Annotated in this window: 12 protein-coding genes and 1 pseudogene; 12 read left to right on the plus strand and 1 reads right to left on the minus strand. The window is 59.3% G+C overall.

The window, feature by feature from the left end; translation table 11 throughout:
* The first annotated feature begins 55 nt into the window (after positions 1-55).
* Entirely contained in the window at positions 56-469 is a 414-nt protein-coding gene (locus tag AC3IUA_RS16895) for a cupin domain-containing protein (protein WP_489355555.1), read from the plus strand.
* 105 nt (positions 470-574) lie between these two features.
* Here the strand turns inward: AC3IUA_RS16895 and AC3IUA_RS16900 are convergent, their stop codons facing one another.
* Positions 575-5,491, minus strand: a complete 4,917-nt coding sequence (locus AC3IUA_RS16900) for an NAD-glutamate dehydrogenase (protein WP_489355557.1) — start codon at positions 5,489-5,491, stop codon at positions 575-577.
* Positions 5,492-5,993: 502 nt separating this feature from the next.
* On the opposite strand from AC3IUA_RS16900, the gene AC3IUA_RS16905 reads away from it, so the two are divergent.
* The 11 genes and pseudogenes from AC3IUA_RS16905 (at position 5,994) to AC3IUA_RS16955 (ending at position 18,046) form a co-directional block, all read left to right on the plus strand.
* Positions 5,994-6,350 carry a hypothetical protein gene (locus AC3IUA_RS16905; protein ID WP_489355559.1) on the plus strand — a complete coding sequence of 119 codons (357 nt, stop codon included), beginning with the start codon at positions 5,994-5,996 and terminating at the stop codon, positions 6,348-6,350.
* Between the two features lie 23 nt (positions 6,351-6,373).
* Positions 6,374-7,129 carry an amidohydrolase family protein gene (locus tag AC3IUA_RS16910; RefSeq protein ID WP_489355561.1) on the plus strand — a complete coding sequence of 252 codons (756 nt, stop codon included), beginning with the start codon at positions 6,374-6,376 and terminating at the stop codon, positions 7,127-7,129.
* A gap of 614 nt (positions 7,130-7,743) precedes the next feature.
* Complete coding sequence (locus AC3IUA_RS16915; RefSeq protein WP_489355563.1) at positions 7,744-8,943, plus strand: YcaO-like family protein; 1,200 nt, start codon at positions 7,744-7,746, stop codon at positions 8,941-8,943.
* Between the two features lie 31 nt (positions 8,944-8,974).
* On the plus strand, positions 8,975-10,681 hold the full coding sequence (locus AC3IUA_RS16920; RefSeq protein WP_489355564.1) for an ATP-binding cassette domain-containing protein: 1,707 nt from the start codon (positions 8,975-8,977) through the stop codon (positions 10,679-10,681).
* Positions 10,660-10,851 (plus strand): annotated as a pseudogene (locus tag AC3IUA_RS16925) (amidohydrolase family protein); the annotation flags it as partial. The gene AC3IUA_RS16920 and the pseudogene AC3IUA_RS16925, both read left to right, overlap by 22 nt.
* A gap of 358 nt (positions 10,852-11,209) precedes the next feature.
* On the plus strand, positions 11,210-12,169 hold the full coding sequence (locus AC3IUA_RS16930; protein WP_150640839.1) for an AAA family ATPase: 960 nt from the start codon (positions 11,210-11,212) through the stop codon (positions 12,167-12,169).
* 5 nt (positions 12,170-12,174) lie between these two features.
* Complete coding sequence (locus AC3IUA_RS16935) at positions 12,175-13,119, plus strand: DUF58 domain-containing protein (protein ID WP_489355566.1); 945 nt, start codon at positions 12,175-12,177, stop codon at positions 13,117-13,119.
* Positions 13,116-13,610: a DUF4381 domain-containing protein gene (locus AC3IUA_RS16940; protein ID WP_489355568.1), complete on the plus strand. Its 495-nt coding sequence runs from the start codon at positions 13,116-13,118 to the stop codon at positions 13,608-13,610. The genes AC3IUA_RS16935 and AC3IUA_RS16940 overlap by 4 nt, the downstream gene beginning before the upstream one ends.
* Positions 13,603-14,676, plus strand: coding sequence for a vWA domain-containing protein (locus AC3IUA_RS16945; protein WP_489355570.1), 1,074 nt, complete (start codon positions 13,603-13,605; stop codon positions 14,674-14,676). The genes AC3IUA_RS16940 and AC3IUA_RS16945 overlap by 8 nt, the downstream gene beginning before the upstream one ends.
* Positions 14,673-16,412 carry a vWA domain-containing protein gene (locus tag AC3IUA_RS16950; RefSeq protein WP_489355572.1) on the plus strand — a complete coding sequence of 580 codons (1,740 nt, stop codon included), beginning with the start codon at positions 14,673-14,675 and terminating at the stop codon, positions 16,410-16,412. The genes AC3IUA_RS16945 and AC3IUA_RS16950 overlap by 4 nt, the downstream gene beginning before the upstream one ends.
* A complete protein-coding gene (locus AC3IUA_RS16955) occupies positions 16,409-18,046 on the plus strand; it encodes a BatD family protein (protein WP_489355574.1) in 1,638 nt (545 codons plus the stop codon). The genes AC3IUA_RS16950 and AC3IUA_RS16955 overlap by 4 nt, the downstream gene beginning before the upstream one ends.
* Positions 18,047-18,070 lie beyond the last annotated feature (24 nt).

The raw sequence follows: 18,070 nt of genomic DNA on the forward strand, positions 1-18,070 counted from the left end.
GGCCTCCTGTCCTGTTCCGAGAATCACGCCCCAACCACGCAATAGGAAACCCATCATGAAAGCCTTTACCTTCGCGACCTCGATCTTCGCCGGCCTCGCCATGCTGGCCTCCCTCAATGCCTTCGCCCATGACCCGGTCTACGGCAAGGAAAAACTCAATATCCTGCAGGAACATGAACTGACCAACGCGCCGGGCCAGAAGGCAATGATGCTCACCGTCGACTACGCCCCGGGCCAGGCCAGCGTGCCGCATATGCACCAGGGCTCGGCCATGGCCTATGTGCTGGAGGGTGAGGTCACCTCCCAGGTCAACGATGAAAAGGCGATCACCTACAAGGCCGGCGAATCCTGGTACGAAGCGGCCGGTTCCCGGCATCCGGTATCGGCCAACGCCAGCAACACCAAACCGGCGAAGTTGCTGGTGTTCATATTGATGGGTGAGAAGGATGAAGTGCTGACGCCGTTGTAGGAACTGCCGCAGGCTGCGATCTTTCCGGCCCCCACCCAATCCAAACCATCGCAATAAAAAAAACCCCGCATCTTTCGATGCGGGGTTTTTTCATTCAGCACTCAATCAGGCAGTCGCAGCAACCGCCGTTTGACCGCTCTTCGCCAGTTCCGGCGTGGCAGCAACCACCGCTTGACCGCTCAACGCCAAGTCGAGCAGCTCGCGGTTGGCCACCGCGTACATGGCGTAGTCGGTGCCGCTCGCGGCACGGATTTCCACCAGCATGGCGCGCCAGCGTTCGATCATGCCGTCGTGCAGCTCCATCCACAGCGCCAGGCGTGTTTCCACATCCTGGGTGCCGTCGCCCATTTGCAGAACCGAGATGGTGATCGCCCGTTGTTGCCAGTCGACGTCATCACGGAAGGCTTCACGAGCCAGCGCCTGCCAGTTGTTTTCCACCGGCAGCGCACTGATCTGTTGCAGGTACCAGGTAATGTCCAGCGCACTGCCCACGGCGAAGTAGGCCTTGGCCACGTCTGCCGGGTTCTGACCGGTAACGTCCGAGGCTTCGATGACCGGCAGCAAGGTGTACAGGTGGGTCGTGCCCGCAACCATGCGCGCCAGCAACTCCGGCACACCGGCGGCGACATACGCCTGATAACGGGTCTGCCAGCGTTCGCGGGTCGGGCCTTCGAGCAGTTCGTCGAGTTTGAGACCCAACGCCGCCAGATGCGGACCGAAGTGTGCGACGTCACGAGCAGCGTTTTGCTCGTTGCGACGACTGCGCAGGAACCAGCGGGTAGCCCGACGGCCCAGACGCATCAGCTCATCCATCAGCTCCAGTTGTACGTCCGCCGAAACCTGGTGATCCAGGGCTTCTATCTGCCGGAACCAGTGCGGGAGGTGGAAGATGTCACGCACGATCACGTAGGCGCCAGCGACGTTCGCCGGGCTCATGCCGGTGGACTCTTTCAAGCGCTGAACGAAGGTGATACCCATGTGGTTGACCAGATCGTTGGCGATCTGGGTGCTGACGATCTCGCGCTTCAGACGGTGACGACGCATGGCTTCGGCGAACTTGCTGACCAGGGTCGGCGGGAACGCAGTTTCCATGTCGCGGGTCAGGTAGGCGTCATCCGGCACCAGGGAGTTGAGCAGTGCTTCCTTGAGGTCGATCTTGCTGTAGGAGATCAACACCGACAGCTCGGCACGGGTCAGGCCATGGCCAGCCGCTACGCGTTCGTCGAGTTGCTCTTCCGACGGCAGGAACTCGATGGCACGGTCCAGCTTGCCGCGGCCTTCAAGGTCGTTCATCAGGCGTTTGTACTCGGCGATCCGTACGTAGGCACGACGGGCCGCCAGGGACAGCGCCTGGGTCTGCTTGTAGTTGTTGCCAAGCACCAGGTTGCCGACTTCATCGGTCATGCTGCCGAGCAACTGGTTACGTTGCTTCTCGGTCATATCGCCAGCCTGCACAACTTCGTTGAGCAAGATCTTGATATTCACTTCGTGGTCGGAGCAGTCCACACCACCGGCGTTGTCGATGAAGTCGGTGTTGGAACCGCCGCCATTGAGGCCGAATTCCACACGACCCAGTTGGGTCATGCCGAGGTTACCGCCCTCGCCCACCACTTTGCAGCGCAGTTCGTTGCCGTTTACGCGCAGTGCGTCGTTGGCCTTGTCGCCGACATCGGCGTGGCTTTCGGTGCTGGCCTTGACGTACGTGCCGATACCGCCGTTCCACAACAGGTCTACCGGTGCCTTGAGCAAGGCATTCAGCAGTTCGGTCGGGGTCAGCTTGTCAGCCTGAATGTCGAAGCGCTCTTTCATCTGCGGGGAAATCGCGATGCTTTTCGCGCTACGGGAGAAGATCCCGCCGCCTTCGGACATGATGCTGGTGTCGTAATCCGACCATGCCGAACGCGGCAGATCGAACAGGCGCTGACGCTCGGCGAAGCTGTTGGCAGGCGCAGGATTCGGGTCGATGAAGATGTGCAGGTGGTTGAAGGCCGCGACCAGTTGCAACTTGTCGGACATCAGCAAGCCGTTACCGAACACGTCGCCGGCCATGTCGCCGACGCCGACCACAGTGATGCTGTCTTCCTGAACGTTGATCCCGCGCTCACGGAAGTGGCGCTGTACGCCGACCCAGGCGCCCTTGGCGGTGATGCCCATTTTCTTGTGGTCATAACCAGCCGAGCCACCGGAGGCGAACGCGTCACCGAGCCAGAAGCCGTAGTCGATGGCAATACCGTTGGCAATGTCGGAGAAGGTCGCAGTGCCTTTGTCCGCCGCCACTACCAGGTACGGGTCATCGCCGTCGTGACGAACCACGTTGGCCGGAGGCACCAGGCCGCCATCTTTCAGGTTGTCGGTGATGTCCAGCAGGCCGGAGATGAAGATGCGGTAGCAGGCGATGCCTTCTGCCGCGATCTCGTCGCGACCGCCGCCCAGAGGCAGGCGACGCGGCAGGAAACCACCCTTGGCGCCAACCGGCACGATCACCGAGTTCTTCACTTGCTGGGCTTTTACCAGGCCCAACACTTCAGTGCGGTAGTCTTCTTCACGATCGGACCAGCGCAGGCCGCCGCGTGCGACGTTGCCAAAGCGCAGGTGCACGCCTTCAACCCGTGGCGAGTAAACGAAGATTTCGAATTTCGGAACCGGTTTAGGCAGCTCCGGAATCAGGTGCGGGTTGAACTTGAAGCTGAAGTAGGACTTGTTATGGCCGTTGGCATCGGTCTGGTAGAAGTTGGTCCGCAGGGTGGCCTTGATCAGGTCCAGGTAGCGACGCAGGATGCGGTCTTCGTTCAGCACCTGAACGTCGTCCAGCGCGGTGAGGATCGCGTGCTCCAGGCGCAGTTGCTTGTCGTCGAGGTCGCCGCTGGTCAGCTTGCGGGCCAGGTAGAAACGGGTCTTGAACAGCCGGGTCAGCTCGCGAGCGATATCGGTGTGGTTGCTCAGGGTGCTGGCGATGTAGCCAAGGTCGAAGCCCAGGCGGATCTGCTTCAGGTAACGGGCGTAAGCACGCAGCAGCGCCACGTCGCGCCATGGCAGGCCGGCAGTCAGTACCAGACGGTTGAACCCGTCGTTCTCGGCATCGCCACGAACGATATGGACAAAAGCGTCCTGCAGCGTGTCATTCAGCTGCTGGATGTCGAGGTTCAAGCCTTCAGCGGCGGTGAACGCAAAGTCATGAATCCAGAACTCGCGACCGGTGCTGTGGCGCAGGCGATACGGGAACTCGCCGAGCACACGCAGACCGAGGTTTTCCAGGATCGGCAACACGTCGGACAGTGCCAGCGGGGTATCGGCGTGATACAGCTTGCAGTGCAGCTGTTGCTGACCGGCGGTTTGCCCCAGCAGCGGCTGGTAGAAGCTCATGACCAGCGGGTTGGCTTCGTTCAGGCTGAGCAGGTGTTGCATGTCGACCACGGCCGAGTGCGCAGCGAAACGCTCGCGGTAGCCGGCCGGGAAACCTTTCGGGAAGTCGGACAGCACGTTGGTGCCGTGGGCTTCGCCGAAGCTTTCGATCACCAGGCTTGCGTAGTCGTCCTGCCAGCTGCGGCAGGCCTGCACCACTTCTTTTTCCAGCAACAGCGGATCGATGTCGAGACGGTTCTTCGGGTCGACTCGCAGAATCAGTTGCACACGGGCCAGCACGGACTCGGAGAAGAAGGTCCAGAACTCGCAATCCGAGGCTTTCAGGCGATCCATCAGCACTTGCTGGATCTTCTGACGCACTTCGGTGGAATAGATGTCGCGCGGCACGTAGGCCAGGCAGTAGCAGAAACGGCCGTACGGGTCTTTGCGCAGGAACACGCGGATCTTGTTGCGCTCCTGGATCTGCACGATCGACATCACGGTGCTGAACAGCTCATCGACCGGAGTCTGGAACAGATCATCACGAGGCAGTACTTCGAGCACCTGAGCCAGTTCCTTGCCCAGGTGAGCCTTGGCCTGGAAGCCCGAACGACGTTCGATTTCCTCGACCTTGCGGCGGATGTAAGGAATCACGCGCACGCTCTCGCCATACACCGAAGAGGTGTACAGGCCCATGAAGCGGCATTCCTTGATGACCTTGCCATCGGCATCGATCTGGCGGATCGACACGAAATCCGGGTAGGCCGGACGATGTACACGGCTTGGGTGTGCAGCCTTGGCGAACGACAGCGGCGTCGGTTCGCGCAAATAGTTGACGGCGTAGTCTTCGATGCGCAGATCATCGGCGGTCAGGCCGGCGCGCAGCAGTTTGGTCAGGCCGAGGAACGAGTTCTGGTCATATTCGATGTGTCCACCGTTCTGACCCTCGCCCACCACGAACTCTTCGTAGCCCAGGAAGGTAAAGTGGTTGCCCACCAGCCATTCCAGGAAGCTCTTGATTTCGGATTTTTCGTCGGCATCGATGATGAACTGGCTGTTGTCGATGCCTTCGATCAGTTCCTGGACTTTGGTTTTCATCGGCTCGAAATCGGCGACCGCAACGCGGACTTCACCGAGAACCTGCTCCAGCTCTTTGCTCAATACATTGAGCTCGGCGGTATGAGCGCAGCGATCGATCTCCAGGTACATCAGAGATTCTTGCAGGATGCCTTCGCCCTGGGTGCCCTTGGGCAGGATTTCCAGCAGTTCGTTCTTGCTGCCGCGACGAACGCTCAGCACGGTGGTCTGCAGGGTGTGAATGCTGTAGCCGCGACGGTTCAGCTCGGTGCGTACCGAGTCCACCAGGAACGGCAGGTCATGGTGCAGCACTTCGACCGCGGTATGGGTCGACTGCCAGCCGTGACGTTCGTAATCGGGGTTGTAGACGCGCACTTGCGGTTGCGCGTGATCGAAGCGCTCAAGTAGGCGCCACGCAGAAAGCGTACAGCCGGCGAGGTCGGACAACCGACGCTGGGTCAGCTCGTCCAGGGAAATGATGCCGAAGAATTGTTCAGCGAACAGCGCCACTTGTGGCAGTGCCTGTTCACTAATGTGCTGCGCCAGTGCCGCTTGCAATTGGTGATGGAAGTCGGCTTTGCTGGCTGCGGTGAAGAACGACATCTGTGGTACTCCGCTTGGGCTTGTTATTGATGGAAGCGTCGCGTGCAAACCCCTATCGGGGCAATCCGTCACCCTGTTCCTGATTCTCGGGCAGAGGAAACAGGGTGACAGGTGGGTGAAGCTGGACGAGACACTCGGGTCACATTCACCTTCTTCGATGGGCATCTGCAAAAACGACTGTCGAACACATTGACAATGCCTTTACAGGTATCCATCAGTTGCGCAGCTTAACGAGTGCGGCAAGGCCCGTGCTTGCGATGCTGCGACATATTCGGTCATCGGTACGTAACTCGCGTGCTGCGCATCGAACAACACTAGCAGTCACGGGGGAAAATGGCGCTTTTAAGCGCTTATTTGCGGTACTGGCGTACCAGAAATGACCGATAAGGTTGATTCCGTTCCCCGTACTTTTTCCAGGACACAAGTCAGCAAAAAACCTTTCGGGCTGGCAGAATTGCATTTTGTTTGCCTTCAACGCGCCCCAGGCGCCAGGAATTGCCCCATGCAACTGACCACCGCCCATTTGATTGCCAACCCTTGCGATGACGAAGAAGACAACATGGCCATGCTCTGCTGCCACAGTGACAAGGGCGAAATGTTCCTCATGACCCGCTACCCGGACGAGGATGAAGTCGAAATCACCCTCGACGGCGAGCCATCAACCCTGGATGGCTTGAAAGTCACCTTCAGCGCCGACCGCCTGCTGATCGAAATCGGTGCAGCCGATGCCGATGCCCTGAATGGCGACGACCACCTGGAAATCCACCACAGCACCGCGGCCTCGGACCTGCCCGAAGTTGAAGAGACCCTGCAAAACATCCTCAAAGGCACCGGCATCTATATCAGCCAGCTTGCCTGATACATCGACCGACGGAGCCCGCCATGCCCTCGCGCATTTTCGACGCCCATTGCCACATCATCGACCCCGACTATCCGCTGATCCCCAACAACGGCTACCTGCCCGAGGCGTTCAGCGTCGATGACTACCTGGCGCAGACCACGCCGCTGGGAATCGTGGGCGGCGCGGTGGTCTCCGGGTCATTCCAGGGCTTCGACCAGAGCTATCTGATTGCCGCCCTCAAGCGACTGGGCAAGGGCTTTGTCGGCGTGACCCAATTGCCAGCTAGCGTCACCGATGACCAGCTGTACGAGTTGAACGCTCATGGCGTGCGAGCGCTGCGCTTCAACCTCAAGCGCGGCGGCTCGGAGCAGCTCGACCAGCTGGAAGCCCTGGCCAGGCGCGTACATGAACAGGTCGGCTGGCATTCGGAGCTGTACATCGACTCTCGTGAACTGCCGGAACTGGAAGCGCGATTACTGCGACTCCCGGCGGTGAGCATTGATCATCTGGGGTTGAGCAAAGAGGGATTGCCCGGCGTCCTGCGACTGGCTGAGCGCGGCGTCCGGGTCAAGGACTGCGGCTTTGGCCGGGTGGACTTTGCGGTGAGTCCGGTCTTGAAGCAGATTCACAGCGCCAACCCGCAGGCGTTGATGTTTGGCACTGACCTGCCGTCGACACGAGCGCCCAGGGCGTTTGAGGTGGCGGACATTCAGTTGCTGATTGAGGCGCTGGGTGAAACCGGAGCCGAAATGGCGCTCTGGAATAATGCGCAAGAATTCTACGGTTTCGGTGTCTGATAAACCGCGATGGCGCCCGCAAGAGCACTGCCGCCTTGCTGCCATATAAAAAAGTCGCAATTACTCCAACCACTTTCCACAAATCCCGCCCCCCTTTCGCCCTCGGAATTTTTCATGCCGAGCGGCTGATTTCGTGCCCAAATAAAAAACTCACCTATGCATCAATCATCGTTAAACATGCTAACGGACTGACCCAGCAATAAAAATTGCAAACCCATACACACTTAATCAACAAATTCGACTTTGATCCTACCTCTCAGCCGGACTTTACCTACGCCCATATAGGACGAATTCGCACCCCACCGAATTGAACATGACAAGTCGTACTGCTATCAATACATAACTTGCGCTCAACTGACGCAAGCAAGGCGCAAACCCCAACAATGCGCCTTTTAAAAGCCAAAAAACTGGAGTTACTGAAATGGGATCAAAACGCTCAGAAATAAATACGTTTGACGCTCTTCAACAACTGGTAGATTTCTCCACTAGCTTCTTAGCGGCAGAAATCAAGTTCTTCAACTCGCTAACCAATGAACAAATCAACACCATTTAAGAAAAACCCGGAAGAGGCAAAAGTCTCTTCCGGCCCATATCGCGACGTGAGAGGACAAATCATGTCAGAACGCGAACTCAGCACCTTTGATGCAAAAAACCGGATCATGTCAATCATCAAAAATCTCGACTTAAGAGCGTCTACTCGCTACACACATAAGGGGAACCTCGTCGCCACCGCCGACCTCTTTGATAACCGTAACACTCTCGTCGCGTCGGGAGCGGGCAAAGGTCCTGACTGCCTCGTTGGCGCGCTAGCCGAAAGCATTGAACACTACGCGACGCTCCACCCCTCTTCCCCATCCATGATTTTGCAATCTTGCCAAGCTATCGCATCCCAGAAACAGACCGAGTCTGACGGCCTGTTCACCAGCCTTCCTCTAACAACTGACCCCATTGAATGCTTCAAGCTCAAAACGCTATGCAATACAAAACAAATCTTCGTGCCGAGCGTGATTCTTTGCCCCCAGAAGAAATTAGTGCGGGACACCCATAACAATCAAAGCATACGCCACCTTGCCCGCTACTCATCCAACTCAGGGATAGCGTTTGGCTGCACCCAAGCAGAAGCCCTTCTTCATGGCATAAACGAAGCCATAGAGAGGCATATTCTTTCGACTCTGTTCATGAGCGTCTGTGAGCTGCGTACGAATATAGACTTGTACAGGCCGTCTGAACACTTACTCAAGGTGGCTCTTAAAAACAACCCTCACGCCCTTGAGACCGCAAATGACTTGCAGATACTTATTATTAAAGATTTCTTCGGCGTTTATTTCTCCGCTGCCTTTCCAAAAGTGGCGTCTCACGATTTTTTTCTATCACCCTTAGGTTCAGGGTGCTCCATGAATGTGTGCATTGCCATAGAACGGGCAGTCACAGAGCAGCTTCAAACCAGCACCCTCTATGGCGAAACGGAAAGGGACCAAGATAGAAAAACTTATGAATTCTTGTCCAGCTCTGAGAGACTCACCCATCTTATACATCTTGATCCTATCAGAAATATAAATCCCCCCTTCCTGAACAACACAGAAAACAAAACCCGCCTGAGTGTTTCCGAGCAGATAAATCACATTCATGGAAACCTGCTGGATAACGGCAAAGACATCTATCGAAGGACAGTGGAAAGTTATGCTGATCATGGAGCCGTTGAACAGGTCTACATTCCGGGACTGGAGCGATTCAACATTATAAGAAACGGCTCCCCTGTGGTCCCCCAGCATGTACTTCGCGGTAACTCAGCAAGCATTGCCACAGCCACCTGAAAAAACTCACTTGCTAGCGAAGTAATCGGCCATGAGAAAATTTCTGACGAAAGCATGCGTTCAACACAAGCCACTTTTAGCCACAACGATTACATCGGTTATTGCGTTAAAAATCTTAACGATGGGGCCTCCCCTGATACTGGGCAAAATTGTCGATAACCTCACTTCCAGCAACACCATCGGACTCACGTCATTAACAATGCTGATTGGAGGATTCATTATCGTCAGCTGTATCCAGGCAACCATCACTCCCCTTCAGATATTTTGTTTATCCAGGCTAGTACAAAGGGTCATCCTGGATGCGTCCATCGAGTGGACCGGGGAACTCATGCGCAAGGAGTTCCAACACTTCAGCTCACTACGAATCGGACAGTTCATAAAATCAGTGGAACGAGGTATTACCGCGCACGAGCAATTATTGAGCTTTTTTGTAACGGTAGGTCTTCCAGTCTGCCTTGAGTTCATTGTAATCGGCGGGGTGTTTTTTTATATGGGCGGCGCTGAAGTGTTCGTCGCTATGGTATTGCTCGGGAGCCTGTATCTGCTTGCTACTCATCGAATCATCAAATGGCGCAGAAAACACATAGACACAGTCAACGAGCAAGAGGATGAGCTAAGCGCCGTTTTATTCAGCACGCTACAGGCCGGAAAGTCGATAAAACTGGAAAGCGCTCAGGAAAGTGCAATTAGACCGCTGAATCAGGCCTTCACACGTTACGCCAATGCGGCTATCACGGTAGCAAGCTCGGCAGGAATGTTGAATGCGGCAAAAATCCTGTTCATCAGCCTTTCTACCGGCGCATTGTTGAGCTGGGGAGTCATGGACCAGCTGTCCGGCCGGCCCAGCATCAGCGTCGGTGAATTGGTCGCCATCTTCTCTATTGCGGGTAGCTTCCTGTTAAACATATCTGGATTGTCGGAGGCATACCGGGTACTGGACCAGTTTTTAGCCGACCAACGCAGGCTGCAACAACTCCTTTCACTGCCTGATTTTGATGCCCCTCAACGGCAAACGAACCTCTCCTCTGATAGCAAATCGACACTTACGCTAACGCCTTGCTCGATCACAGACAATCAGTTGGAACGCGTTTCCATAAAGCAGGATCTGATCATCCACCAAGGCGAATCCATAGCCATCACAGGCCCAAGTGGCGCAGGAAAGTCGACCCTGCTGGAAGCCCTCGCCGGAGTTTACGATTGCGTACGCGGCCAGTTGAAACTCGACGGAGTCGAGGTTTCCCGGCTGAGCGCCGAAACGCATCTTGGCGCGTTGCGTTACTGCCCTCAAATGCCGGTATTCCTTGAAGGCAGCTTCAATCAGTCCGTTCTGTTTGGTCAGCCACCTGCGCAGAACCTCCAAGAGTCGATACGACTCCTGCAGTTGGGTGATGTCGTAAGAAATCGAATCATTGCCGAAGGCGCATCCAATATTTCTGGCGGCGAAGCCAAACGCTTGTCTCTGCTACGCCTGATCAACAAACCGGGGGTCTTTAATTTTTTTGACGAGCCCAGTTCCTCCATAGACCCCAAACTTGCTACCCCTGTCTGGGATTTGCTGTTTACCCATTTCGCCGGGCGCGGCCTGATCTGCGTAACCCACGATATCGAACACCTTTCGCGCTTTGATCGGGTGATCGTCATGCATAATGGTGCGATCGTAGATCAAGGCACATGGGCCGATTTGACCACTAGACCCTCCCTCACACCGCTCATAAAAGAAATGCAAGAGATCCGATAATACGGTGCTACACCAAGGCGTTGATGTTTGGCACTGACCTGCCATCGACGTGAGCGCCGAGGGCGTTTGGGGTGGCGGACATTCAGTTGCTGATTGAGGCGCTGGGTGATACCGGAGCCGAAATGGCGCTCTGGGACAATGCGCAAGAATTCTATGGTTTCAGTGCCTGACACACTGATTCGCGAGCAAGCTCGCTCCGAGGGGAATGCGTACACCCAATCAATCACGGTGACACACGGTCGGCGTAGGAGCTGGCGCAGCCTGCGATCTTTTGGCGGTTTCGGGGATGCCGAAGAGCAAGATCAAAAGATCGCAGCCTGCGGCAGCTCACAGCGATGGCGCCCGCAAGAGCACCAATGCCCCTCCCCCCATGCAAAAAAACCTTCAATTTCACAAAACACCCCGCACAAATGCCGAAAAACCCCTGATCGCCGTTAGTCGTCACCCCCTGCTATGGATTAAAGTAACGCCCCCAGGCCCTGGCGTTATTCGAACGTCTTTGCTCACCCTTTCCAGGAACAGTCATCGATGGAACATCGTGAAGCGCTGCTTGCGCTGCGAACCTTTCTTTCAACGCAGATTCTCGGCCAGGAAAAACTCATCGAGCGCTTGCTCATTGCTCTGCTCGCCGACGGTCACATGCTGGTTGAAGGTGCTCCCGGCCTGGCCAAGACCAAGGCCATCAAAGAGCTCGCCGAGGGCATCGAAGCGCAGTTCCATCGAATTCAGTTCACCCCCGACCTGCTCCCCGCCGACATCACCGGCACCGAGATCTATCGCCCGGAAACCGGCAGCTTCGTGTTCCAGCAAGGGCCGATTTTCCACAATCTGGTGTTGGCCGACGAAATCAACCGCGCCCCGGCCAAGGTCCAGTCGGCCCTGCTCGAGGCCATGGGCGAGAGGCAGGTCAGCGTCGGTCGCAGCACGTACGAGCTGTCGCCATTGTTTCTGGTGATGGCGACCCAGAACCCCATCGAGCAGGAAGGCACCTATCCACTGCCAGAAGCCCAGCTCGACCGTTTCCTGATGCACGTCAAGATCGGCTTCCCGGATGCCGCTGTCGAGCGGCGCATTCTGCAACAGGCGCGCGGCGAAGCCCTGCATGGCGAAACCAAGCCCGAACGCCGGGTCAGCCAGCAGGCGATCTTCGCCGCGCGCAAGGAAATCCTCGGCTTGTACATGGCCGATGCCGTGGAGGAATACCTGGTGCAACTGGTCATGGCCACCCGCACCCCGGCCAAGTTCGACCCGGAGATGGCCGAGTGGATCGCCTACGGCGCCAGCCCGCGTGGCTCGATTGCCCTCGATCGCTGCGCCCGGGCCCACGCCTGGCTGGCCGGTCGGGATTTCGTCAGCCCGGAGGACATCCAGGCAGTGCTGTTCGACGTATTGCGCCACCGCATTATTCTGTCCTTTGAAGCCGAAGCCGCTGGTATCGACCAGGACCGGGTGGTCCAGCGGATTCTCGACGTCGTAGCCGTCGCTTGACCCCGATGACACCCCCCTTGATCGCCGAACCCGGCATCCGCGTCAGCCTCGCCGAGCTGATCGAAATGCGTCATCGCGTGCGCGAAGTGCAGCTGTTCTCCACGCCGAGCCAGCGCAGCCCGCTGATCGGCCTGCACCACTCGAAATTGCGCGGTCGCGGGGTGGACTTCGATCAGGTGCGGGTCTACCAGGCCGGCGACGACGTGCGGACCATCGACTGGCGCGTCACTGCGCGGACCCAGGAGCCACACACCAAGCTGTTCCATGAAGAGCGCGAACGGCCGATTTTCATTATGGTCGAGCAGAGCCGCCGGCTGTTTTTCAGCTCCGGCCTGATGTTCAAATCGGTGCTCGCTGCCCAGGCCGCGGCCCTGATCGGCTGGGCCGCGCTGGGTCATAACGACCGGGTCGGCGGACTGGTGTTCGGCGACAACGAACACTACGAAATCAAGCCACGACGCAGCAAACAAAGCCTGCTGCAACTGCTCAACCGCCTGGTGCGGGTCAACCAGTCGTTGCACAGTGAAATCGAGCCGAACCGCGATGCCTTCGGAATCGCCCTGCGCCGCGCCCGGGAAGTGTTGCGGCCAGGCAGTCTGGTAATCGTGATCTGCGATGAGCGGGCCCTGGCCGATGGCGTCGAGCAACAACTGAGCCTGCTGTCACGGCATTGCGACCTGCTGTTGCTGCCATTGTCCGACCCGCTGGACCATGCCCTGCCCGCCGCCGGCCTGCTGCGGTTCGCCGAGCGTGGCGCGCAGCTGGAACTGGACACGCTGAACTACGAGTTGCGCCAGGCCTATCGTGCCCAGGGCGAAGCCCGCATTGCTCACTGGGAGTTGCTCGCGCAAAAACTGCGGGTGCCATTGATGCCCTTGAGTACCCAGAGCGAAATGGTCGACCAGTTGCGTGATTACCTCAATCCGCAGCGTCCGGGGAAAAGCCGATGAGCAGCCTCGACCAACTGCAACCCTTGATCTCCCCGCCGCCGATTGGCTTCTGGCCGCCCGCGCCGGGATGGTGGCTGCTGTTGATTCTGTTACCGCTGTTGGGTTTCGCGGTTTGGCAACTGCGGCGCTATTTACCGGGCAAGCGTCCGCCGGCCCGTGCCGAGCAACCACTTGATCCTTTGCGCGTGGCGGCTCTGGCTGAGTTGGCCCGGATGCCTAAACCCTATGACGGCGCGCCCGCCGGTGCCTGGCTGCAACAACTCAACGGGCTGCTCAAGCGCCTGTGCCGCAACGATTACCCCTACAGTCAGAGCCACACCCTCAATGGCCGCAAATGGCTGGCCTTTCTCGACAACCGTTGCCCGGCTGCCGGCCTGACCCGCTGGATGGTGTTGGTCGAGGGAGCCTACAAACCCGAATGCAAACTCGATGACAAGGCCATCGCCGGCCTGACCCAAGCGGTCGACACCTGGATACGCAAGCATGTTTGAGTTCGCCTGGCCATGGATCTTCGCCCTGCTGCCACTGCCCTGGTTGTTGCGGGTACTGCTGCCGGTAGCCGACAGTGGCGAGCCGGCACTGAAAGTCAGCTTTCTCGCCGACCTTGAGGGCCTGGCCCGGCGTCGCGCCCGGGCCAATCTGCCGGCCTGGCGCCAGCAAGCGCCGTTTCTGCTGCTCTGGCTGCTGCTGTTGATCGCCGCCGCACGCCCACAGTGGCTGGGCGAGCCCTTGCCGGTTGCCGCCAGCGGCCGCGACCTGTTGGTGGCGGTGGATGTGTCCGGTTCCATGGATTTTCCCGACATGCAATTGCAAGACGAGGACGTAAGCCGCCTGACGCTGGTCAAGCACCTGCTGGGGGACTTTCTCGAAGGCCGCGAAGGCGACCGCGTTGGCTTGATCCTCTTCGGCAGCCAGGCTTATCTTCAGGCACCGCTGACCTTTGACCGCCGCACCGTGCGCATCTGGCTCGATGAAGCGCGGATCGGGATCGCCGGCAAAAACACCGCCATCGGCGACGCCATCGGCCTGGCCCTTAAACGCTTGCGCCAGCGCCCGGCACAAAGCCGAGTGCTGATTCTAGTCACCGACGGCGCGAACAATGGCGGCCAAATCGACCCGATCACCGCTGCACGGTTGGCCGCCGAAGAAGGCGTGACCATCTACCCGATCGGCATCGGTGCCGACCCGGAGAGCGGCACGCTGGGTTTTCTCGGAATGAACCCGAGCCTGGACCTCGACGAACCGGCCCTGAAGGAAATTGCCGAAGTGACTGGCGGACGCTACTTCCGCGCCCGCAATGGCGAAGAACTGCAAGCGATCAAGGAAACCCTCGACCAGCTTGAACCGGTTACCCAACAACCCACCCAGGCCCGCCCTGCCCAGGCGCTGTACCACTGGCCGCTGGCTGGGGCGTTGCTGCTGAGCATGCTGTTGGTGGTTCGCGAGCGCTGGCCGGACAACCTGCTGCAGCGTTTCTTCACCAGGGGGCACTTCCTGCAACAACACCCTGACTGGCGCCAGCGACTCAAACGCCTGCGTCTGCGGAGGCGCCGATGATCGCCCTCTGGCCGCACTGGTTTCGTCCCTGGTGGTTGCTGCTGTTACCGCTGCTGGGTTGGTTGCTCTGGCAACTCTGGCATCGGCAAAAGCGCGCCGGCCGCTGGCAGATGATCCTGCCCCCGGCCTTTCACGCCGCCTTGCTCCGCGGTGGCAGCGGTCGCGAAAGCAAGTTGCCCTGGGTCGCCCTCGGCCTCGCTTGGGTCCTGGCCGTTCTGGCCCTGCTCGGCCCGAGCTGGCAGCAGGTTGAACAGACCAGCCAGAAGCCCGCCGATCCGCTGGTGGTACTGCTGGAACTGACCCCGGAAATGCTCGCCACCGATGTTGCACCGGACCGCCTGGAGCAAGCCCGGCGCAAGCTGTTGGACCTGTTGCGCAACCGCAGCGATGCGCAGACTGCGATTATCGTCTATGCCGGCAGCGCTCATACCCTGGTGCCGCTGTCGGATGACCTGGCCACCAGCCATAACCTGCTGGAAGCGCTGAAACCCTCGATCATGCCCGAGGGGGGCCATCGTGCCGACCTGGCAGTGAAGAAAGCCCTGACCCTGCTGGAACGCGGCGCCCTCGGCCAGGGCCGGATACTGCTGATCGGTTCGTCGCTTACCGAGCAGGAGCGCCAAGGAATTCGTCAGGCCCTCAGCGGCCAGGCACCCCGGCTATTGATGCTCGGCATCGGTAGCCGCGAAGGTGCACCGGTGACGGAGGAAGATGGCAGTTTCCTCAAAGATGCCCAAGGCGCAATTCTCGTCTCGCGCCTGGACGGGCCGGGCCTTAAAGCCTTTGCCAATGAGCTGGGCGGGCGCTACCGCCAGGCACGCCTGGACGATAGCGATCTGCGCGGCCTTGGCCTGCTCGACGGCCCGCGCAGCGTGCGCGATGACGGCCAGACCCTGCGCCTGGAAACCTGGGCCGACCAGGGCTATTGGCTGTTGCTGCCATTGCTGCTGCTCGCCGCCTGTGCCGGGCGCCGGGGCTGGCTGTTTTGCCTGCCATTACTGTTCATGCTGCCGCAACCGGGCTACGCCTTCGAGTTCACCGATCTGTGGCTGCGCCCGGATCAACAGGGCCTGCATCTGCTCAAGCAAAAACGCCCCGCCGAAGCCGCCAGGCACTTCGAAGACCCGCAATGGCAAGGCGTTGCGCTATATGAAGCCGGCAATTACAGCGCTGCCGCTCAGCGATTCGCCCAAGGCAGTGATGCCCACGCCCACTACAATCGTGGCAATGCCCTGGCCAAAAGCGCTGAACTGGAGGCCGCGCTGGACGCCTACGAACAGGCACTGGAGCTGCAACCGGATTTACGCCCCGCGCTGATCAACAAGGCCCTGGTGGAAAGCCTGCTGAAACAGCAACAGACAACGGCGCAAAGCGAGCCGGAAAAGACCGAGGACGGGGACGCCGAAGCAGCCAGCCAACCCCCGCCACTGGACGCTGCAACTCAACCCTCGAGCGCTGAGGAACAGAAAAACGGCAAGCAGAACCCCTCGGCGGATAGCGATCTTCAGGAACACGGCACCCCACAACCGGGCAATAATGAAATACCGGGCAGCGAACTGGCGGATGAACAGACCACCACGCCGCCCCTCAGGCCCGCCGACGGCCGCATCGACAGCGAGCATCGGCAGGCACTTGAACAATGGCTGCGGCAGATTCCGGATGACCCGGGTGAACTGCTCAGGCGAAAATTCTGGTACGAACAGCAACAACATCAGGATCAGGGAAAAACTCGATGACCCGCTTCACCGCCCTCTTGCTCGCACTCCTGCTCTGGACCTGCCAGGCCCAGGCTGCAGGTCTGGTTGCCAGCGTGGATCGCAGCCGCCTGAACTCCGGCGAAACGGTCGAACTGACCCTCGAAACCGACGACGTCACGCTATTTGGCAAACCGGACCTGAGCCCGCTGGACACGCTGTTCGAAGTACGCGGCACCCGTCAGATCAACCAACTCAACACCTTGAACGGTGACAGCCGCGCCACGACTCGCTGGATCATCACCCTGCTGCCCAGACACAGCGGCACAGTGGAGATCCCGGCGTTGCAACTGGGCGACATCAAAAGCCAGCCGATCAGCCTGCAAGTGCTCGAAAGCCAAAGCCAGGACAGCGTGACCAAGCTGGCCCCGGTGTTCATCGATGCCAGCCTCGACCAGGAAAGCGTCTACGTGCAGGCGCAAGCGGTCCTGACCGTGCGCATCTACCACTCGGTTTCGCTGTATGACGACAGCAGCCTGACGCCCTTGCAGATTCCCGATGCGCGTATCGAGCAGCTGGGTGAGTCGCGCACCTACGAAAAAGTCATCAACGGCCTGCGCCATGGCGTGATCGAACTGCGTTACGCCATCTATGCGCAGCACAGCGGCGAACTGAAAATCCCGTCGCAGATGTTTAGCGCCACCCTGGTCGACTCCCAACCGCTGCAGAACCCGGCACCTTTCAGCCCGAAACAGGGCAAGCTGATGCGCGTCAGCTCCGCGGAGATCCCGCTGACAGTCAAGGCCAAACCCGCCGACTACCCCGCCGACATCCCCTGGTTGCCGGCACGCAGCCTGAGCCTGAGTGAAAGCTGGAGCCCGGAGCCGGATCACAGCCAGATCGGCGACTCCCTGACTCGCAGCCTGACCCTCAAGGCCGAAGGTCTGTCCAGCTCACAACTGCCCCCCCTGCCCGCCACCGACGTCAACGGTTTGCGCCGTTACCCGGACCAACCGGTACTGAGCAACCAGACCAGCGACCGCGGACTGATCGGCAGTCGCGAAGATCGCGAAGCCCTGGTGCCGAACCGTAGCGGGCCGATCGAGCTGCCGGCGGTCGAGGTGGTCTGGTGGAACACCTTCGAGGATCACCTGGAACGCAGCAGCCTGCCGGCCCGGACCCTGCACGTCGCGAACAACCCTAGCCTGGCGGTCGACACCCCCGCCGGCACCTCGGCGACTTCAGCGGCTGGCAACGCCACGCTCTGGCCGTGGCAGCTCAGCACGCTGATTCTGGCCTGCACCACCCTGCTCGGCTTCGGCCTGTGGTGGCGCGCCCGTTGGCAGCCGGCGATCCTGCGTGCCGCACAGACCGGCCCCAGCCCGCGCACCCTGCTCGACGACCTCAAGCGCGCGAGCCTGGCCAACGACCCGCAAGCGACCCGCCAGGCCCTGGATGCCTGGGCTCGCCAGCAACCGGAAACCCTGGCCGACATGGCCGCGCACTATGTGCCGCTGTCCGATGCGCTGGACGGGCTTAACGGCGCGCTCTACAGCGAAACCGGTCAACATTGGCAAGGCGAGGAACTGTGGCGGGTGATCCGCTCCATCCCGACTACCGAGCGAGTTCAGGACCCGGTTGGCGACAGCAGCCTGCCGCCGCTTTATCCGAAGTAGTGGAAAGAACTTCTGGCTCCCCCG

The sequence above is a fragment of the Pseudomonas sp. KH_050 genome, assembly GCF_057838875.1.